Source organism: Bradyrhizobium sp. NBAIM03 (genome assembly GCF_020194055.1).
GTDB lineage: Bacteria > Pseudomonadota > Alphaproteobacteria > Rhizobiales > Xanthobacteraceae > Bradyrhizobium > Bradyrhizobium yuanmingense.
On record NZ_JADYVS010000019.1, the window covers coordinates 1 to 18,807 of the forward strand.

18 protein-coding genes are annotated in these 18,807 nt (G+C 64.5%); 5 read left to right on the top strand and 13 right to left on the bottom strand.

The genetic code is table 11. The annotated features are described in order from the left end of the window. Positions 1-190: 190 nt before the first annotated feature. The 3 genes from I6F21_RS25360 to I6F21_RS25370 form a co-directional block, all read right to left on the bottom strand. Positions 191-1,543: a hemolysin family protein gene (locus I6F21_RS25360; RefSeq protein WP_036014704.1), complete on the bottom strand. Its 1,353-nt coding sequence runs from the start codon at positions 1,541-1,543 to the stop codon at positions 191-193. A gap of 67 nt (positions 1,544-1,610) precedes the next feature. Continuing rightward, positions 1,611-2,753, bottom strand: a complete 1,143-nt coding sequence (aroB, locus tag I6F21_RS25365) for a 3-dehydroquinate synthase (RefSeq protein ID WP_036014703.1) — start codon at positions 2,751-2,753, stop codon at positions 1,611-1,613. Further along, on the bottom strand, positions 2,750-3,376 hold the full coding sequence (locus I6F21_RS25370) for a shikimate kinase (protein WP_036042618.1): 627 nt from the start codon (positions 3,374-3,376) through the stop codon (positions 2,750-2,752). Before I6F21_RS25370 ends, aroB begins: the two co-directional genes overlap by 4 nt. A 174-nt stretch (positions 3,377-3,550) precedes the next feature. On the opposite strand from I6F21_RS25370, the gene I6F21_RS25375 reads away from it, so the two are divergent. The 4 genes from I6F21_RS25375 to I6F21_RS25390 all read left to right on the top strand — a co-directional run bounded on the left by I6F21_RS25375 (position 3,551) and on the right by I6F21_RS25390 (position 7,931). After that, on the top strand, positions 3,551-3,697 hold the full coding sequence (locus I6F21_RS25375; RefSeq protein WP_036014698.1) for a hypothetical protein: 147 nt from the start codon (positions 3,551-3,553) through the stop codon (positions 3,695-3,697). Positions 3,698-3,714: 17 nt separating this feature from the next. After that, positions 3,715-4,671 carry a site-specific tyrosine recombinase XerD gene (gene xerD, locus I6F21_RS25380; protein WP_225113633.1) on the top strand — a complete coding sequence of 319 codons (957 nt, stop codon included), beginning with the start codon at positions 3,715-3,717 and terminating at the stop codon, positions 4,669-4,671. Positions 4,672-4,942: 271 nt separating this feature from the next. After that, positions 4,943-5,905, top strand: coding sequence for an acetyl-CoA carboxylase carboxyltransferase subunit alpha (locus I6F21_RS25385; protein ID WP_036014693.1), 963 nt, complete (start codon positions 4,943-4,945; stop codon positions 5,903-5,905). Between the two features lie 490 nt (positions 5,906-6,395). Beyond that, positions 6,396-7,931, top strand: coding sequence for a murein L,D-transpeptidase family protein (locus tag I6F21_RS25390; protein ID WP_051057179.1), 1,536 nt, complete (start codon positions 6,396-6,398; stop codon positions 7,929-7,931). 20 nt (positions 7,932-7,951) lie between these two features. On the opposite strand, the gene ligD is transcribed toward I6F21_RS25390, so the two are convergent. The 9 genes from ligD to I6F21_RS25435 all read right to left on the bottom strand — a co-directional run bounded on the left by ligD (position 7,952) and on the right by I6F21_RS25435 (position 17,580). Beyond that, a complete protein-coding gene (gene ligD / locus I6F21_RS25395; protein ID WP_225183585.1) occupies positions 7,952-9,769 on the bottom strand; it encodes a DNA ligase D in 1,818 nt (605 codons plus the stop codon). Positions 9,770-9,879: 110 nt separating this feature from the next. After that, positions 9,880-10,575, bottom strand: coding sequence for an ABC transporter ATP-binding protein (locus I6F21_RS25400; protein WP_036014686.1), 696 nt, complete (start codon positions 10,573-10,575; stop codon positions 9,880-9,882). Next, positions 10,568-11,299, bottom strand: a complete 732-nt coding sequence (locus tag I6F21_RS25405) for an ABC transporter ATP-binding protein (RefSeq protein WP_036014683.1) — start codon at positions 11,297-11,299, stop codon at positions 10,568-10,570. The genes I6F21_RS25400 and I6F21_RS25405 overlap by 8 nt, the downstream gene beginning before the upstream one ends. Beyond that, entirely contained in the window at positions 11,289-12,392 is a 1,104-nt protein-coding gene (locus I6F21_RS25410; protein ID WP_225137549.1) for a branched-chain amino acid ABC transporter permease, read from the bottom strand. Before I6F21_RS25410 ends, I6F21_RS25405 begins: the two co-directional genes overlap by 11 nt. Before the next feature lie 79 nt (positions 12,393-12,471). After that, positions 12,472-13,689 (bottom strand): substrate-binding protein, encoded by a 1,218-nt coding sequence (locus I6F21_RS25415; protein ID WP_036014678.1) that lies wholly within the window; start codon positions 13,687-13,689, stop codon positions 12,472-12,474. A 4-nt stretch (positions 13,690-13,693) separates the two neighbouring features. Continuing rightward, positions 13,694-14,551 carry a branched-chain amino acid ABC transporter permease gene (locus tag I6F21_RS25420; RefSeq protein ID WP_225113637.1) on the bottom strand — a complete coding sequence of 286 codons (858 nt, stop codon included), beginning with the start codon at positions 14,549-14,551 and terminating at the stop codon, positions 13,694-13,696. A 36-nt stretch (positions 14,552-14,587) separates the two neighbouring features. After that, positions 14,588-16,102, bottom strand: coding sequence for an amidase (locus I6F21_RS25425; RefSeq protein WP_225183586.1), 1,515 nt, complete (start codon positions 16,100-16,102; stop codon positions 14,588-14,590). 151 nt (positions 16,103-16,253) lie between these two features. Beyond that, entirely contained in the window at positions 16,254-17,438 is a 1,185-nt protein-coding gene (locus tag I6F21_RS25430) for a substrate-binding domain-containing protein (RefSeq protein WP_036026234.1), read from the bottom strand. Further along, a complete protein-coding gene (locus I6F21_RS25435) occupies positions 17,326-17,580 on the bottom strand; it encodes a hypothetical protein (protein WP_162131185.1) in 255 nt (84 codons plus the stop codon). The genes I6F21_RS25430 and I6F21_RS25435 overlap by 113 nt, the downstream gene beginning before the upstream one ends. Before the next feature lie 37 nt (positions 17,581-17,617). Between I6F21_RS25435 and I6F21_RS25440 the strand changes: the two genes are divergently transcribed. Next, on the top strand, positions 17,618-18,061 hold the full coding sequence (locus tag I6F21_RS25440) for a MarR family transcriptional regulator (RefSeq protein WP_025032676.1): 444 nt from the start codon (positions 17,618-17,620) through the stop codon (positions 18,059-18,061). An 85-nt stretch (positions 18,062-18,146) separates the two neighbouring features. Here I6F21_RS25440 and I6F21_RS25445 read toward each other — a convergent pair whose 3' ends face one another. After that, a complete protein-coding gene (locus I6F21_RS25445; RefSeq protein WP_074448072.1) occupies positions 18,147-18,551 on the bottom strand; it encodes a DUF6006 family protein in 405 nt (134 codons plus the stop codon). Positions 18,552-18,807 lie beyond the last annotated feature (256 nt).

Sequence of the window (18,807 nt, forward strand, 5' to 3'; positions counted from 1 at the left end):
CCCGTGGGTCGCTACGCATGAAGAGCAGCGCAATGCGTAGCGGGGTGGGGTGATCTCTCCACTCGGGTACTGTTGGACGTGGGAAGACCGTCACCCCACCCCGCTACGCATTGCGCTGCTCTTCATGCGTAGCGACCCACGGGCGAGCTACGCTCGTCCCGGACCCCTCCATGGGAGGGTAAGGGAAAAATTAGAACGACGTCCCGGCCCGTCTCGGCTTTGCCTCTTCGAGCTCGGCCTCGCGCGTCACCGGTGAAATACGGAGCGCGGTGATGCGGTTGCGCTCGCGGCGGAGGACGCGGAAGCGGAAACCGTGGAAGGTGAAGCTCTGGCCGCGGTCGGGGATCGAGCGCGCCTCGTGAATGACGAGGCCGGCGACCGTGGTTGCCTCTTCATCGGGCAGATGCCAGTCCATGGCGCGGTTGAGATCGCGGATCGGCACCGACCCGTCGACCACGACGGAGCCATCCGGCTGACGGCGCACGCCGGCCACCACCACGTCATGCTCGTCGGAGATGTCGCCGACGATCTCCTCCAGAATGTCTTCCAGCGTCACGAGGCCTTCGACCTCACCATACTCGTCGACGACGAGTGCGAAATGGGTCTTGCGGCGGCGGAACGCCTTGAGCTGCTGGGATATCGGCCGCATCTCCGGCACGAACCAGGGCGGCAGCATGATGGTGGTGACGTCGATGCGCGACGTGTCGCCTTCCGATGCGCGGATCGCACGCAACAGATCCTTGGCGTGCAGAATGCCGATGATGTTCTCCGACTTGTCCCGCCACAGCGGAATGCGGGTGTATTCGGTGGCCAGCACCTCCCGCACCAGCTCCTCCGGCGGCAGGTCGGCGTTGATCATCACCATAGCCGTGCGGTGGACCATCACGTCAGACACCGTCAGCTCGCCGAGACGGAAGACGTTGTGAATGTACTCGGCCTCGCCGCTCTCGATCTTGCCGTGCACGGCCGATTCCTCGACCAGGCCCTCGATCTCCGAATCCGTCAGGATTTCGTGTTGCGAGAACTCCTGCACCCCCATCAGGCGCAGGATCGCGCTCGACGCTGTGTTGAGGCACCAGCTCAGCGGGTAGAACAGGAGGTAGGAAAAATGCAGCGGATAGGCAATCCACTGCGACACCGGCATCGGCTCCCGGATCGCAAGCGTCTTCGGCACCTGCTCGCCGATGACGATGTGCAGCGAAGAGAAGACCAGAAAACCCGCCACGAACGAGGTGAAGTGCAGCGTGGCCTCCGACATTCCGAGCGGGCTGAGGACGGGGCTCAGCAGCGCAGACACGGTCGGCTCACCGATCCAGCCGAGACCGAGCGAGGCCATGGTGATGCCGAGCTGGCAGCAGGCGAGATAGGATTCGATGTTTCCCATCATCGTCTGCAGCAGGCGCGCACCGAAGCGGTTCTGCTCGACCATGGCCTTGACGCGGAAGCCGCGGCTCTTCACCAGCGCAAATTCCGCCGCCACGTAAAACGCGTTGGCGGCGAGCAGGAGGGCCGCAAGCAGCAGATTGATCGAGATCGAACTCATGTTTGCCTCGCGACCGCCCCGGCATTCCCCGCCGTTTCGCGGGCGGCCGATCTGAACGGTCCCGTTATCACTGCGCGAGCTTCTCTTTCAGGAAGTCGCGCACCGGCGCCGGCTCGACGTCCTTTGCGATCACCGCGCGGCCCACGGCCTCCAGTAGGATGAAGGTGAGCTTGCCGCGCTTGACCTTCTTGTCCTGCGCCATCAGCGCCATCAGCGCGTCGGCATCGGCGAGCCCTTCCTGCGCAAAGCCGGCGATGTCCTGCAGGCGCGTCGGCAGGCCTGCCTCGATCAGGTGGCGCTCGATGCGCGCCGCCTCACGCTCGCCGATCATGCCGAGCTTCGCGGAGAACTGCGCTGCCAGCGTCATGCCGATGGCGACGCCCTCGCCGTGGAACAGGCGGTCGGAGAAGCCGGTCACAGCCTCCAGCGCGTGGCCGAAGGTGTGGCCGAGATTGAGCAGCGCGCGCTCGCCGGTCTCGCGCTCGTCGCGCGCGACGATTGCGGCCTTGGCCCGGCAGGAGGTCGCGATCGCATGCTCGCGGGCCGATCCGCCCCTCGAGATGTCGGCATGGTTCTTCTCCAGCCAGCTAAAGAAGGCCTCGTCGCCCAGCACGCCGTATTTGGCGACCTCGGCATAGCCGGCCCGGAACTGGCGCGGCGACAGCGTGTCGAGCACGGCGGTGTCGGCGATGACGAGCACCGGCTGGTGGAAGGCCCCGAGCAGATTCTTGCCCTGCGGCGAGTTGATGCCGGTCTTGCCGCCGACGCTGGAATCGACCTGCGCGAGAAGCGAGGTCGGCACCTGCACGAAATCGACGCCGCGGCGCAGGATCGCCGCGGCAAAGCCGGCGAGATCGCCGACCACGCCGCCGCCGAGCGCGATGACGAGATCGTTGCGCTCGATCTTCGCTGCGATCAGGGCCTCGCTGACCTTTTCGAGCCCGGCATAGGTTTTCGAGATCTCGCCTTCCTCGACGACGATGCGCGAGGTCGGAATACCGCTGGCTGCGAGCGACGCCTCAGTGGGCTCGAGCCAGTATTTCGCGACGGTGCGGTCGGTCACGATGGCCGTGCGCACGCCGGGACGCAGAGCGGCGACACGCTCGCCGAGCGAGGCCAGCACGCCGCGGCCGATGACGATGTCATAGGCGCGGTCACCGAGTGCGACGTCGACCTTGATGGGATCGGAATGTTTCAACGGCGCAGTCATCTTGACGCACTCGCAATGTCGGCAGGCGGTTGGGCTGGCTCTCCGCCGCAGAGACGGGCGTGCAGCGCCTCGATGCATTCCTCGACGATTCTGTCGTGCGGCACGTCGCGCGAGGCGATGGTGAGGTCGGCATTGGCATAGATCGGCTCGCGCTGGGCGAGAAGGCGCGTCACGGTTCCTTCGGGATCGGCGGTCTGAAGCAGCGGACGGTCGGCACGGCGCCGCACGCGGCGCATGATGACGTCATGGTCCGCCCTCAGCCAGATCGAGATGGCCTTCGCCGCGATGCGTGCGCGCGTCTCCTCGCGCATGAAAGCGCCGCCACCGGTCGCCAGCACGATCGGCCCGCCCTCGAGCAGCCGTGCGATCACACGGGCCTCGCCGTCGCGGAAATAGGGCTCGCCATGGGCCGCAAAGATCTCCGGGATGGTCATGCCGGCATGGGCCACCTCGATTTCGGTGTCGGCATCGATGAAGGGCAGCCTGAGCCGGGCCGCGAGGCGGCGGCCGATGGTGGATTTGCCCACCCCCATCATGCCGACGAGCACGATCGAGCGCGCCCCGAGCGCCGACAGGATGTCGGCCTCGGGCGAAGCAGGAAGCGGCAACGCGGCGTCGGACATCGTCTCGCTCGACTGGATCTCGCTCGAACTGCCGCCAGATGCGGCATGGCTTTGGCCACCTATACGACCCCATGGGGGCCCTCGCCAGAGGACTCTTGCCACGAAACGGCGAACATGTTGGATGATTTCATTGGTTAATTTGGCTGCCGCGCCCCGACCCGAGACCCCAGAACGATGCCGAGCCTGTTCCGCTTCCTGACGGTCGTCGCCGTGATCGGCGGCATCGTCTATGGCGCGCTCTTCGCGCTGGCGAACTTCGTCGACCCGAAGCCGCGCGAGATGACGGTGACGATCCCGCCGGACAAGTTTCTCAAGAAATAGGAGCTAGCCTCCCGGGCATGCCCGCCAAACCCTCAGACACCAGGCTCATCGGCCTGTTCCTCGACATGCTCGCCGCGGAACAGGGCGCCGGCCCCAACACGCTCGATGCCTACCGCCGCGACCTCAGCGATTTCTCGGAATTTCTGGGCCGCGTCGGCCATACATTCGTGGATGCCGAGACCCAGACGCTGCGCGACTATCTCGTCGATCTCGACACCCGCGGCTTCAAATCCACCAGTGTGGCCCGCCGGCTGTCCGCGATGCGGCACCTCTACCGTTTCCTGCTGAACGAGCGCATCCGCGGTGACGATCCCGCCGCGATCCTGTCAGGTCCGAAGCGCGGCCGCGGCCTGCCGAAAGTGTTGTCGATCGCCGACGTCGACCGCATGCTCCGCCGCGCCAGGGAATTGAGCGAGGCGGAAGATGCCTCGCCGTCGAAACGGCTGCGTGCCTTGCGGCTCTATTGCCTGCTCGAGGTGCTCTACGCCACGGGCCTGCGCGTCTCCGAGCTGGTGGCGCTGCCGCGCTCGGCGGCCAAGCGCGACGCCCGCATGATCGTGGTGCGCGGCAAGGGCAACAAGGAACGGCTGGTACCGCTCAACGACGCCTCGCGGCAGGCGATGGCGGACTATCTCGCCGCCACGGAAGCGGCAAAGGCCGACAGGAAGAACAGCGTGGCCGCGTCGAAATGGCTGTTCCCCTCGTTCGGCGAGAGCGGACATCTGACGCGCCAGCATTTTGCCCGCGACCTCAAGGAGCTCGCGGTTGCGTCCGGCTTGCAGGCCCGCCTGGTCTCCCCGCACGTGCTGCGCCACGCCTTTGCCAGCCATCTGCTGCACAACGGCGCGGACCTGCGCATCGTGCAGACCCTGCTCGGTCACACCGACATCTCGACCACCCAGATCTATACCCATGTGGTCGAGGAGCGGCTGAAGAGCTTGGTGCGCGACCTGCACCCGCTGGCGGAGAAGTAGTTGCTGCTGGTAGCCCGGATGGAGCGACGCGTAATCCGGGGCCGCCTCCTCGCGGCCAGACCTTCCCGGATTGCGCTGCGCTCCATCCGGGCTACGGGTAAAGGGTGAAACCGCCTTGACTTCGGCCACATCTCCGCGGAAAGAGCCGGGGCCTCACGGCTGATTTGGCCGACTGCACCAGCACACAAGCCAAACCATTGAAGACGCTACACTTCTTTCCGCCGCCCCAACTTGCTTCGCTTCTCGCGCCCCGTCCCCCTATATTGAGTTGATGCTAGACCAGATGCGCAGCTATCTCGACTTCGAAAAGCCCGTCGCCGAGCTCGACTCCAAGGTCGACGAATTGCGCGCGCTCGCCGCCACCGGCACCGACATCAGCGACGAGGTCGGGCGGATCGAGGACAAGGCGGCGCAGGCGCTGGCCGACCTCTATGCGAACCTGACGCCGTGGCAGAAGACGCTTGTGGCGCGGCATCCGCAGCGGCCGCATTTCAACGACTTCATCAAGGGCCTGATCACCGAATTCACCCCGCTCGCCGGCGACCGCAAGTTCGGCGAGGACGAGGCGCTGGTCGCCGGCTTCGGCCGCTTCCGCGGTGAGCCGATCTGCGTGATGGGCCAGGAAAAGGGCGATTCCACCGAGAGCCGCATCCGGCACAATTTCGGCATGGCGCGGCCGGAAGGGTATCGCAAATGCGTGCGGCTGATGGAGATGGCCGAGCGGTTCGGCCTGCCGGTGCTGTCGCTCGCCGATTCGGCCGGCGCCTATCCCGGCATCGGCGCGGAGGAGCGCGGCCAGGCGGAAGCCATCGCGCGCTCGACCGATGCGTGCCTGGCGCTGACCGTGCCCAACGTCGCGATCATCACCGGCGAGGGCATGTCGGGCGGCGCCATCGCCATCACCACCGCCAACAAGGTCCTGATGCTCGAGCACGCGATCTACAGCGTGATCTCGCCGGAGGCGGCGTCCTCGATCCTCTGGCGCGACGGCACCAAGGCGCAGGAAGCCGCCAACAACATGAAGATCACCGCCCAGGACATGCTCCGCTTCGGCGTGATCGACGCCATCCTGAAGGAGCCGGTCGGCGGCGCCCACCGCGACCCCGCCGCCATGATCGCCACCACGGGCGAGGCCATCGCCAAGGCGTTCGACGAGCTCCGGAACTTTGATGGGGATGCCATCCGCAAGCAGCGGCGGCAGAAATTCCTCGATATCGGCCGCAAACTGGGCTGATTCGCCTCGATTCCGCTCTCGTAGGGTGGGCAAAGCGAAGCGTGCCCACCAATCCCGGCTGTACGAACGGCTCGTGGGCACGGCGCTTCGCGCCTTTGCCCACCCTACCAGGCCTTTCGAGCAGCCCCCGGTAACCCCGCCTTAACCCTTTTTTTGCCCAAATCGGCGATCTGAGTCCCCTCGGCCCGAAAGCCCAAGTTCCGTCCCAAGTCGCGTCCATTTAGTCTTCGTTGACCATGCCACTGGGCCAACGCCCTCGTGATCCCCGCTCGGGTTGCGACCACATGACCCAGAGGTTAGAATTTTAATCAATGGCTTCAGGGCATAAGCGCTGGAGCGGGGTCTGACCGGGCCCGTCTCGGCGGGTCGGTTTACCGGTCGGATTGCGCTTCGGAACAATTGGGGTTCGCGCTTCAATGCCCGGCACGGTGTGGGGTCCATCTTGATTTCTCGTTCGCTTGCTCGCGCGCTCTTGGTTTCGGTTGCGCTGATGACGGCCGGCGGTCTGCTCGCCGGCTGCAACACCGATCAGGTCTCGCTTGCGACCAACGCCAAGGCCAATCAGCCGGTGCCGCCGAAGCTGATCGCCGCGATGGCCGAGAAGGACATGGACCTGCAATCGCCGATCCTGGTCCGCCTGTTCAAGCAGGAGGCCGAGCTCGAGGTCTGGAAGCAGACCCGCTCGGGCCAGTTCGCGCTGCTCAAGACCTATCCGATCTGCCGCTGGTCGGGCGATCTCGGCCCCAAGGTGCGCGAAGGCGACCGCCAGGCGCCGGAAGGATTCTACTCGATCAATCCGAGCCAGATGAATCCGCAATCGTCCTATTACCTCTCGTTCAACACCGGCTACCCGAACGCGTTCGACAAGGCGCTGGGCCGCACCGGCTCGCAGCTGATGGTGCATGGCGATTGTTCGTCGCGCGGCTGCTACGCGATGACGGACGAGCAGATCGCGGAGATTTATTCGCTCGGCCGCGAGTCCTTCTTCGGCGGCCAGAAGGCGTTCCAGCTGCAGGCCTATCCGTTCAAGATGACGCCGGTGAACATGGCCAGGCACCGGAACAATCCGAACATGCCGTTCTGGAAGATGATCAAAGAAGGCTATGATCATTTCGAGGTGACGCGGCAGGAGCCGAAGGTCGATTTCTGCGAGAAGAGATACGTGTTCGACGCCGCCAAGCCGGCGGACGCCAAGCGCGATCTGGTGTTCGACGCCTCCGCCAGATGTCCGGCCTATGTGATCCCCGAAGAGATCGCCAGCGCGGTCCGCGAGAAGCAGGCCAAGGACGAGACGGAATATGCAAGGCTCGTCGCCAAGGGCACGCCGGTGGCGCGGATGAACACCGGCATTGACGGCGGCATGCACAAGGTGTTCGCCGCCAAAATTCCGGAAGGCTCGACCGGCCTGTCCGAGAGTGCCGAAGGCACCACGCTGCAGATGCTGGCCATGGCGAAGGCGCCGGGCACGATCCCCGGCCACGTCAACCCGCCGAAGCCGAACCTCGATGCGGTGGCAAGTGCGCCGGCGCCGCGGGAAGAGCCGGTGGTCGCCGTCAGCGCGCCTGCCGCGAGCACCCGCGTTGCCGCGGCGTCGCCCGCTGCGAAATCTGAAAGCGGCGGCTTCTTCTCCAATCTCGGCCGCAAGATGGGGCTCGGCACCGCCGACACCACCGCGACCGCGACGCCTGCGCCGCAAGCCACCGCGTCCGTGGCCCCGGCCGCCCAGACGTCCACGACGCCGGCCACGGCCGCCTCGCGACTCAAGGCCGCCGTGACCCGCTTCGTGCCGGGACATGACAAGTCCAAGGATTCAGTCAAGGAGGCGGCGAAGGATACGCCGAAGCCGGCCGTAGCAGCCGCCAAGCCGGCCGAGCCGCCGAAGCCCGATACCCGCCTTGCCGCAACGCGTCCGGCGCTGAAGCCATCGGTGAGCGACGGCGCGGGCGATAGCACCCCGATGATATCAGGCGCCGCGCCGGTGGTGCAGTCGAACTCGTTCGACAGCCGCTTCTCGGCGGTGAAGTAGGCTAGCGCCCGAGCGCGCAATTATCGCTCTTTCCTCCGCACCGCACGGTAGGGACTGTGAATCGTGAACGCGTCCGGCACGATGCCGCTTTCGATCCGCTTCCATGTCACCTGTGCAGCAATGGGAAAGTTCTCGCGTGCCCGCGGCGAGAAGGTGCCGATCGCGGTGGTACCGCGGCCGTTGCGCAAATAGTCGAAAAAAATGCGGCCGCTGCGCCTGGCCTGGGCCGCGAGGACGTAGCGGTCCGGCCGACGCAATGCGAAATCGGCCACGAGACTGCGCGCCACGCGATGCGCCTGATCGTGCAGCATTGCCACCTCAAGCGGCGCCGTCAGATGAATGCCCTGGCCACCGGTCAACTTGGGCCAAGTCGCAAACCCCTCACGGCTCATTAGCGCGCGAAGTTCCAGGGCGGTCTCGATCACAGCATCCCATTCGACGCCCTCGCCGGGATCAAGGTCGATCACGATGCGATCGGCGTGCTCGAAATCCTCAACAGTCGAATTCCAGGGATGCAATTCGACTGCGCCGATCTCGACGAGTCCCAGGAAACCGTCAAGGCTGTCCACCCAAAGCCGCGTGCCTTCGCCGCCTTCGCGCTTTCGGATGCGTAGCTGGTGCACCGCTTGCGGAATGTCCTTCGGCAGCGGCCCCTTGTGATAGAACGTCGTGCCGTGCACGTGCCGCACCAGCTTGAGCGGTCGATGTCCTAGATGCAGCAGCGCCTTCTTCCAGACGCGCTTCCAGTAACGCGCGAGCTCTTCCTTGGACGGCACGATCGCATCGGGCAGCAGCTGCAGGATATTCTCTTTGGGAACGCCGAGCTTCGGCCGTCTGACCGATGAAGGCACCAACCGGGGCGCCCTGACCTTCCGCGGCGCAAGATCGTCGCGCAGGCCCTTGAATACGGCTTCACGCAGCAGGCCATCGTCGGTCAGGGCGCCATATTCCACCTCGGCATTCACCACGGGCTCAACCCACGTAGCCTTGGGCTTCTTTACCGGCAGATCGAGCGGAGAAACGCGCCGGATCAGTGGGTCAAGCCGTTCACGCAATTCACGCGCGGTCGCCTCGGTGTATCCGGTGCGGACCTTGCCGGCATAAAGCAGGCGCCCATCCTCGTGATGCCCGACGTAAAGCGAAGCCACCTTGCGCGGGTACGCGCCCAGCTTTTCGACGAATGCGACGATCGGAAACGTCTCGCTCTTCTTGCATTTCAGCTTGAGCCAGGCTTTCTGCCGTCCGGAGCGATAAGGTGCGTCCGCGCGCTTGGCGAGCAGCCCTTCGAGGCCAAGCCTGCAAGCATGGCGAAGGATTTGCTCGCCGTCGGCTTCGACGTGCTCGACGTAGATGAAAGTCTCGGGCGCTTCTTTCAGGAGCCGCTGCAGCAGCTGCTTGCGCTCGACAAAGCCGACGCCGCGCAAATCGTATCCGTCAAGATACAATAGATCGAACGCGTGATAGCGAATGCGGCGGCTCTGCTTGGCGCCGAGCTCGCGCCGCAGCTGCTGGAAGTCCGGCAGGCTATTACTGCCGTAGACGACGGCCTCGCCATCAATGATCGCACTCTCGGCTCTGAGCTTTCGCGCGCTGGCTGCAATTGACGAGAACTGCTCGGTCCAATTGTATCCGGCGCGCGAATAGACCGTCGCCGCGCCCGCCTGCAGGTGAAGTTGCGCGCGATAGCCGTCGGCTTTTATCTCGAACACCCAGCCGCTGCCTTGCGGCGGGTTCTCGCGTAGCGTGGGATCGCATGGCACGATGTATGATGGAATCGGAATCTTCCGCGCGCCGGCTAGGCGCGATAGTCCCGACTGACGCAACGCAACGGCACACATGCGGGATTCAACGCGGCCCGACAGATTCGTTCCGATCTGAAATAAAATCGATGGAATGCCGCGAAGCTCTTGAACAACCCGAATATTTTGCAGTGCGGGCGCGCCGCGCGCTAAGGCGCCAGATACCGCATCAGCTCCGGACTGCCTTTCACCTCGCCGGCGTCGCCCTGCAGCGCGACGCGGCCGCGGTCGAGCACATAGGCGTAGTCGGCGACTCGCAAAGCGAGGTCGAGGTGCTGCTCGACGATGATGACGGCGATGCTCTTGGCAAGCTCGATCAGGCGCTCGGTGATCTCCTCGATGACGCCGATCCAGACGCCCTCGGTGGGCTCATCCAGCAGCAGCAGTTTTGGATCCCCGAGCATGGCGCGGCCGATCGCGAGCATCTTGCGCTCGCCGCCGGAAAGCGTGCCGGCGGGCTGGTCGAGGCGCTGGCCGAGCTTTGGGAAGATCGCCAGCACGCGGTCGATGGCGGAGGAATCCTTCTTAGCCAGCGAGCCGACGGCGAGATTGTCGCGCACCGACAGGCGCGCGAACACCGAATGCTCCTGCGGCACATAGCCGATGCCGGCGCGGACGCGCTCCTGGGTGGCGCGGCGACTGATGTCGCGGCCGTCGAAGGCGACCTCGCCCTTCCATGCCGGCAGCTCGCCGACGATGGTCTTCATCAGCGTGGTCTTGCCGGCGCCGTTGCGGCCGAGCACGGCAACACCGCCGCGCCAGGGAATGCCGAGGCTGACGTCGAACAGGACCTGGCTGCGGCCATAGCCGGCGTCGAGATGCTTGATGTCCAAAAATTCAGGCACGGCGCAGATAGATCTCCTGGACGGATGTGTTGGCCTGGATCTCGGACACCGTGCCTGTTGCCAGCACCTTGCCCTGGTCGAGCACGGTGAGGCGATCGCAGATGTCGCGAATGAAATCGAGGTCGTGCTCGACGATGACCAGCGAGCAATGTTTTTTGATCGGCTGCAGCAGCTCGCCGGTGACGCGGCGCTCTTCCAGGCTCATGCCGCCGGTGGGCTCGTCGAGCAATAGGAGCTTCGGCTTGCCGGCGAGCGCCATCGCGATCTCCAGCCATTGCTGCTGGCCGTGCGACAGCGCAGCGGCCGCATCGAAGGCACGGTCGGCGAGACGGAACTGCGTCAGCATGGACATGACCTGGTCGTGCAACGCACCGCGCGTGCGCGAGAACACGAGGTCGAACAGCGAGGACTGCGCCTGCAGCGCGAGCAGGATGTTGTCGTAGAGCGTGAGCGACGGCAGCACGGATGTGATCTGGAATTTCAGGCTCATGCCGGCGCGCGCACGTTCGGTCGGCGTGAACGCGGTGATGTCGGTGTTGACGAAGGAGACCTTGCCTTGGGTCGGCACTTCGGCGCCGGCGATGCACTTCATCAGCGTGCTCTTGCCCGAGCCGTTCGGGCCGATCAGGCCGTGAAACTCATTCTCGCCGACCGTGAGGGCTGCGCCGTCGAGCGCGGTGAGCTTGCCGAAGACCTTCTTGATGCCGGCCGCTTCAAGGAGCATTGCGCCTCTCCTTTTGCTTGGCACCAAAGCTGCCGACGCGTTCGCGCTCGCCGAGCACAAAACTGATCAGGCCGAGCGGCCGGAACAGGATCACGAGCAGGAGCAGCAGGCCGAGGATGATCGGCCAGATCTCGCGGTAATTGTCCGAAAGCCAGAAGCTGACGCCCTCGACGATGACAGCGCCGACGACGGCACCGATCAGCGTGCCGGAGCCGCCGAACAGCACATAGAGCACGACCTGGGTCGAAACCACGACGCCCACCATGTTGGGCCAGACGAAGCCTTCGTGGAAGGCATAGAGGCTGCCGGCGAGACCTGCGACGGCGCCGCCGATGGTGAAGATGATGGCTTTGAGATGCTGCGCCTTGTAGCCGAAGAAGGCGATGCGCTGCTCGTTCTCGCGCAGGCCTGCGAGCGCAAGGCCGAATTGCGAGCGCACCAGGAAGCGGCAGAGCAGATAGACCACGACGAGGATGCCGAGCACGAGATAATAGAACGCTGGGCCTTCCGTGAAGTCGTATGACCCAAGCGACATCGGCGCGATCGAGGGGATGCCGTTCTGGCCGCCGAGATAGTACCAGCCGCGCGCGAGCCGATCGGCGGCGTAGGAGCCGGTCAGCGTGCCGAGCGAGACGAAGATCACGCTGGAGGGATGCCGTCCCAGCAGCAGGAAGCCGCCGAGCAGCAGCGCGAAGGTGAGGCCGATCAGCGTGCCTGCCGGCAACACCAGGAAGATGTTGGTGATGTCGAGGTCGCGCGCGAGCAGGGCGACGCCGTAACCGGCCGAGCCGAAGAACAGCGCCTGGCCGAAGCTCATGATGCCGGCATAGCCCCAGACCAGGTCGAAGGACAGCGCAAACAGCGCGAGGATGATCACGCGCGTCGCGAAGACCGTGAGATAGTCCTGCAGCACCAGCGGCGCGAGTAGCGCCGCGAGGAGCACGAGGCCCTCGATGATGGGCAGGATTTTTCGTCCTGCCTTGTCCCGGTCATTGGCCCGTTCCGCCGCTGCGCCCTCAGCCATCGCACCGTCCATTTCGTCGTCCACGTCGGCGACGATGGCCTCTCTTACCACACTCATCGGCTTCAGCATTCCGAGTTCAACATCGTCAGAGGCAGCCGTGTCAATCACGGCGGGATTCACCTCTCCCCAAGAGGGGAGAGGCGAAGAATCAGCATTCCTTGGGATCGACGAGGCCGTTGCTGCGCCCGACGATCTCGTAATTTCCGCTCTTGGCGACGGCGGTGTACATCTTCATCTTGCAGTGCCGCTTGCCCGGCACCATCTCGGCGGGTCCGCCCGGACCTTCGGCGATCTTGGCATGGTCGAGCGCGGCGGCCACGGACTCGCGGTCGATCTTGCCGGCTTCCTTGACCGCGGCTTCCCACAGCTTGAGGCCGCGATAGGTGCCTGTGGCAGCGCTGCCGGCGGCGAACAGGAAGTTGCCCGGGAAATCCTTTTCATAGGCCGCCTGGATCTTGGCGTCGAACGGGTTCTCCTTGGTCAGCACCTTGAAATAGTCGAGGCAGCTGGCGAGGCCTTCGATCTCGGCGGCCTGGTTGATGTTGAGCGTGTTCTCGTCGTAGTAGACGCAGGCCAGGCGCCCGCCGTTCTTGAGGAAGCCTGCTTCATAGAGCTGCTTGAAGAACGGGCCGACGCCGGGCGGGATGACGGTGTTGAAGACGACGTCGACCTTGTTGGAGATGATGCGGTTGACGGTCGCGGAGAAGTCGACCTGGTCGAGCGGGTAATATTCCTCGAACACGACCTCGCCGCCATTGGATTCGATCACCTTGCGGGCGTAGACGTTGAGCGTGTGCGGCCAGACATAATTGGCGCTGGGCAGCGCGAACTTCTTGCCGCCGTTCTTGATCAGCCAGGGAATGAACTCGTCGCATTGCTGCGCCGGCGTCGGGCCGGTGCAGAACAAATAGGGCGTGCACTCCTTGCCCTCGTAGAGCTGCGGATAGATGTAGAGGGTCTTGCCGCGCGCGACGATCGGGTCCTTGATCGCGTTGCGCATCGACGAGGTGATACCGCCGAGCACCATGTCGACCTTGTCGCGCTGGATCAGCTTGCGCACGTTGCCGACGGCGACGGATTCGTTGGAGGCGGTGTCTTCGATGTAGAGCTCGAGCGGACGGCCGAGCAGGCCGCCGGCCGCGTTGATCTCCTTGATCACCATTTTCGCGACGTTGGCGTCGGCGTTGCCGGCATAGGCGATCGGGCCGGTGAGGTCGGTGGCGATGCCGACCTTGATCGGCGCCTCGGCCGCATTGGCCCAGGGCGCCGGAATCACCCAGCTGCCGACGCCGGTTGCGACCGCGCCGGATGCAAAGGCGAAATTGGACAGGAAACGACGTCGCGTGAGCTGAGTACGATCGAGCATGTGATTAAACCCCTTTTCCAGCGATGAGACCTTGCGGACGGAATTTGATGAAGACGATGGCGAGCACGAAGACGAGCACGTCGGCGACGACGGGTGCCATTACCCAGGGCAGCGCCGCGCTCAGCGTGCCGATGACGCCGGCGCCCGCGACCGGGCCGATGAAGGAGCCGACCCCGCCGACCATGACCGCGACAAAACCCTGGATCAGGAAGCGCAGGCCGAGATCGGCAAACAGGCTGAACACCGGCACGATCAGCGCGCCAGCAAGGCCCGCGAGCGCCGCACCGAAGGCGAACGTCGCGCCGTAGATCAGCGGCGTCGAAATGCCCGACGCACGCGCCAGCGACGGGTTCTCCAGCGTCGCCCGCACGCGCAGGCCGAAACTCGTCCGCGACAGCAAGAGATAGCAGAGGCCCATCACCAGCAGCGTGATGATGATGATGGTGAAGCGCCACGCCGAGATGTGCATGGCGCCGATGTCGATCGAGCCGCCGATCGGCTCCGGCACGGTGAGGTAGAAGCCGCCGATCAGCCCGCGAACGGCCTCGCGGATGATCAGGCCGAGCGCATAGGTGCCGAGCATGGCAACGATCGGCGCGGCGTAGAATCGTCGGATGATCAGCGCCTCCAGCACGAAGCCGAGCGCACCGACCACGAAAGGCGCCGCAACCATGCCGGCCCAGATCGGCAGGCCCTTGGCATAAGCGAGATAGGTGATGTAGGCGCCGAGCAGGACGAACTCGCCCTGCGCGAAGTTGAAGATGCCCATCATGCTGGCGATGATCCCGAGCCCCAGCACGATCAGGACGATGATCGCGCCGAAGCTCAGGATCTCGAACGCCGCGACGAACGCGTTAGCCATGTGGTGGTGTTCCGCTCGCCTGCATCGATACTTGGCTCACATCTTCTTCCAGTCGCCGATCTGCTCGAAGGCATGGGCGGCGCGGTAGATGGTGGATTCCTCGAACATGCGGCCGACCAGCATCAGGCCGACCGGCAGGCCGTCGACCATGCCGCAGGGCAGCGACATCGCGGGATGGTGCGTGATGTCGAACGGCGCGGTGTTGGAGATCATCTCAAGCGCGCGGGCGACGTACTCCTCGCGGCTGGCATTGGGTTCCGGCAGCTTGGTCGCCTTCATCGGCGTGGTCGGCAGAAGGAGTAGATCGTAATCCGCAAAGGCCTTGTCGTAGGCCGCAGTCAGCCGGCGCGAGATGTTGAGCGCCTTGCCGTAGAAGCGCGGGCCGAAATTGTTGTTGATGTAGGTGCCGAGCAGCATGAACAGTTTCGTGGTCTCGGACAGCGAGTCGGCCTGCCGGCGCCAGCCGCGGTGGAAATCCATCAGCGAGGTCGAATAGAGATCGCCGCGGCTGAGGCCGTAGCCGTCGCCGAACATCATGGTCTGGGTCAGGCCTTCCGTGCCGATCGGCGTCCAGATCGCCCCGCCCATCAGATGCATCGGGATCGAGACGGTCTCGACCGTGGCGCCCAGGTCTTTGAAGCGCTTTGCGGCCTCGCGCACGCTTTCATTCACCGCAGACTCGGCGGTCGGCTGTTCGAAACCCTCCTTGAGGATGCCGATCTTCATGCCCTTGACGCCCTGGCCGAGCGCCTTGGTGTATTCCTCCACTTTGGGGGCCTTGATGCGCGGATCATAGCCGTCGTCGCCGGCGAGCACTTCGAGCAGCAGCGCATTGTCGGCGACGGTCGCGGTCATCGGGCCGGTGTGGTCGACGTAGATCTCGATCGGCATGATGCCGGTGTAGGGCACGAGGCCCCAGGTCGGCTTCATGCCGTAGATGCCGCAGAACGACGACGGCATCCGGATCGAGCCGCCCTGGTCGCCACCAATGGCCATGTCGACCTCGCCGAGCGCGACCACGACGCCCGAACCCGACGACGAGCCGCCGGCCGAGTAACCCATCTTGTGCGGATTATGCACCGGCCCGTAGGAGCCGGTGTGGCTGCCGCCGGACAGGCAGAAATGCTCGCAATGCACCTTGCCCTTGATCTCGGCGCCGGCATCCAACATGCGCGTGACGATGGTGGCGTCGAAATCGGGCACATAGCCTTCCAGCGTCGACGAGCCGTTGGTCATGGGCACGCCGGCCAGCATGATGTTGTCCTTCAGCGCGATGGTCTTGCCCTTGAGCTTGCCGCTGGCGGCGCCCTGCACGGTCGACTTGCGATACCAGGCATTGCGCGGGTTCTCCTCCGCCGAGGGCCGGTAGCCCGGCGTGCGCGGATATTTCACTTCGGGCAGTTCGTCCGGCATCGCGGCAACGAGATTGTAGGCTTCGATCGAGCCCTGCATGAGACCGCGGAACGAGGCGACGTCCTCGTCGGTGAGCGAAAGGCCGCACTGCTCGGCGACACTGCGAAGTTGGGCTGGCGTGGGAAGGGCAACGGTCACGGCGCTCTCCTTGAAGTTCTTTGCAACGTTGGGCGTGGCCGCCCCGGCGCGACGCACGCACCCGCGGCCTCGCCGAAACATTCAAAACGGAAATATTTTCCTTTTCAAGTATTATTTTGCAAATGCGCCGGCCGGTCTAGTCGCGAGGCGGTCAGAGCGGCTTGATCAGCTTGAAATCGAGACCGTCGGCCTCGGCGAGATGCATCGGCATCCGCACGTGCCCGTTGCAAACGGTAACCCGACCGCGGGCGCCGCTGTAGACGATGTTGCGGCCGGCCGCGAGCAGCGGCCGCATCGCCAGCGAACCAGCCTTGTTCGCAACGGCTTCGAGGAAGCGCAGGCCTTCGTAACTCGATTGCCCCACCGAGCCGATCGGCGGCGCATTCGGCCCGAACATCGCGTGATAACGGCTCTGGAAGTCGTCATTGGCGCGCGCGCCGGTGCCGGTGAAGTAGCCGGAAGCGCAGAACATGTTCTCGCTGTTGTCGGCGCCGATGCCGAGTAGCACGGTATCGTCCATCGCGCCCGCGAGCCGCAGCGTCGTGGCGCCTAGCCCACATTCGCCGAAGGCCCGGTTGAAGGTGATGCTGTCGGTACCGATCAGCGAGATCAACACGACATCGGGCTTGGCGGCGCGGATCCGCGCCAGATGCGGCCCGTGATTGTCTTCGCCGAGCGGGACGAACTCTTCGCCGACGACGCGGCCGCCGGTTTCCTTGATGTAGTTCTTCACCGCGCGATGCGATTGCCAGGGCCAAACGTAGTCGCTGCCGATCAGGTACCAGCGTTTGGCCTTCTTGACGTCCGCGAGCCAATGGATGGCGGGGCGGCTCTGCCAGCGCGGCGTCTCGCCGATCGCCATCACGCCGGGCGTGCGCTCGCCGCCCTCGTAGACCGGCGTGTAGATATAGGGAATGCGGTGGCGTGTGGTGACGTCGCGGAGGCCCACGCGAACCGCGCTGGTGTGCAATCCGACGATCAGATCGACCTCGTCGAATGCGATTGCCTGCTCGGCGCGGTCCAGAACCTCATCCAGCGGCCCGCCGGCATCGTAGATCGACAGCTCGAGCTCGCGGCCGAGAATGCCGCCGCGCTTGTTGATCTCGGCGACGGCAAGCTGCGCGCTGTTCGTGGCACACGGGCCCCACACGCCAGGCGAGCCGGTGCAGCAGATGAAGCCGCCGACGCGCAGCTTGTTGACGCCGCGGCGCTTGAACAAGGCGTCACCGTGCGGCGACAAGGCACCGCCAGCTGCCGAAGACGACAGATTCCTGAACAGCAAGGACGGCGGTAACGCCGAGCCGCCGTGAGCCGGGAAGTTCACCGTCGCGCGCACGCCAACTCCTGTCTGAGGCCAGACCTGAAAGCACATTGAGCAGGCGGCCGCGGCTTCCGCCCTTTTGTTGGGCAATGATCTTATTTTGAAAATATTGAATATTCAAGAATTGAAGTGCATATAGATGCAGCATCGATTGCAAGACATTCACTCATTTGGGTCAAGGCGAAGTCTCAGCCGTGGCAAAACCGCCGAAACAAAATTCCCCAATCACCGAACACCTCGCTTACCTGCTCGCGCAAGCCAACCGGGAAATCAACCGGCAGCTCGAACTGAGGTTGAGCAAGGAGGGCGTGCCGGTCGAGCAATGGCGCATCCTGAAAGTGCTGTCGGACGGCGAGGGCCATTCGATGGGCGAACTCGCGGACGCCGTGCTGCTCAACCATCCGACGCTCACGAAGATGATCGACCGCATGGTCTCCGACACGCTGGTCTACCGCGTGCAGGACCCGAACGACCGCCGCAAGGTGCTGATGTTCATCTCCGACCGCGGCAAGGTGCTGTGCAAGAAGCTCAACTCGCTCGCGGTCGACCAGGAGGAGCACATCCTGGAGAGCTACGGCGACAAGTCGACGAGCGAGCTCAAGCGGCTGCTGGAGAGCTTGATCGACAGCTCGAATTAGACCTCGTGAAGTGGAGCGTGGCGCCTTGCGAAGCGCACACCTCATCCGCCGTTTCAACGCATGGCGAGGGGAAAGCACTCGCGCATCATCGCCAGCACGAGAGGCGATAGCGTTGGCCATTCCATGTCGTCCAGCCCACGGCCTTGTTGCTGACCGGCTTGGCTAGATACCATTTGTTGCCGTCGGCATGGTTGAAGTACACGCCGCCCTGGGTTCCGGTGCGTGGATTTGTCAACTTCACCCATCGCGAGCCATTATCTGAGAAGCGGCCTGACCAGCGTGCTCCCGAAGTGCTGGTGCAAGTGTTGCCGTTGCAGGTTGTCTGACTGTCATCGACGGCGGCCCATTTCATCCGGGCCGGGCGGCCGTCGATGTTGCACGACCATGTTCCGCCCCACCATCCGCCCACTTGGCTCGCAGGGGCGGAACCGCAGGCGTAAAAACTCAGGGCAAGGACACAAAAGGCGGTTGGCAGCGCGCGTTTGGACATTGTCTGGCTCCCAATTTTCAGGCCACGTCTCGTGATTCAATCAAACCACGGATTGAGCTCTGTAGCGGTGATCCAGATCACAATGAGCAGTGGTAAAAAATTGGATGGTCTACCCGAGGGCGTTCGCCGAGACGCGATGCCGCGCTTTGACCATTGGCTCTCCGGGTGAAGAGTTCTTCAGCGACGCAGCCGCGCGAGCGAGTGGCCGCCGGCCATCTGCAGAAGCAGCAGCACTCCGGAGTGATCACAGGAACAG

Coding starts and splice junctions, on each gene's coding strand:
- I6F21_RS25360 (WP_036014704.1), bottom strand. CDS start 1,543: ATGAGTTCGATCTCGATCAATCTGCTGCTTGCGGCCCTCCTGCTCGCC.
- aroB (WP_036014703.1), bottom strand. CDS start 2,753: ATGACTGCGCCGTTGAAACATTCCGATCCCATCAAGGTCGACGTCGCA.
- I6F21_RS25370 (WP_036042618.1), bottom strand. CDS start 3,376: ATGTCCGACGCCGCGTTGCCGCTTCCTGCTTCGCCCGAGGCCGACATC.
- I6F21_RS25375 (WP_036014698.1), top strand. CDS start 3,551: ATGCCGAGCCTGTTCCGCTTCCTGACGGTCGTCGCCGTGATCGGCGGC.
- xerD (WP_225113633.1), top strand. CDS start 3,715: ATGCCCGCCAAACCCTCAGACACCAGGCTCATCGGCCTGTTCCTCGAC.
- I6F21_RS25385 (WP_036014693.1), top strand. CDS start 4,943: ATGCTAGACCAGATGCGCAGCTATCTCGACTTCGAAAAGCCCGTCGCC.
- I6F21_RS25390 (WP_051057179.1), top strand. CDS start 6,396: ATGACGGCCGGCGGTCTGCTCGCCGGCTGCAACACCGATCAGGTCTCG.
- ligD (WP_225183585.1), bottom strand. CDS start 9,769: ATGTGTGCCGTTGCGTTGCGTCAGTCGGGACTATCGCGCCTAGCCGGC.
- I6F21_RS25405 (WP_036014683.1), bottom strand. CDS start 11,299: ATGCTCCTTGAAGCGGCCGGCATCAAGAAGGTCTTCGGCAAGCTCACC.
- I6F21_RS25410 (WP_225137549.1), bottom strand. CDS start 12,392: ATGCTGAAGCCGATGAGTGTGGTAAGAGAGGCCATCGTCGCCGACGTG.
- I6F21_RS25415 (WP_036014678.1), bottom strand. CDS start 13,689: ATGCTCGATCGTACTCAGCTCACGCGACGTCGTTTCCTGTCCAATTTC.
- I6F21_RS25420 (WP_225113637.1), bottom strand. CDS start 14,551: ATGGCTAACGCGTTCGTCGCGGCGTTCGAGATCCTGAGCTTCGGCGCG.
- I6F21_RS25445 (WP_074448072.1), bottom strand. CDS start 18,551: ATGTCCAAACGCGCGCTGCCAACCGCCTTTTGTGTCCTTGCCCTGAGT.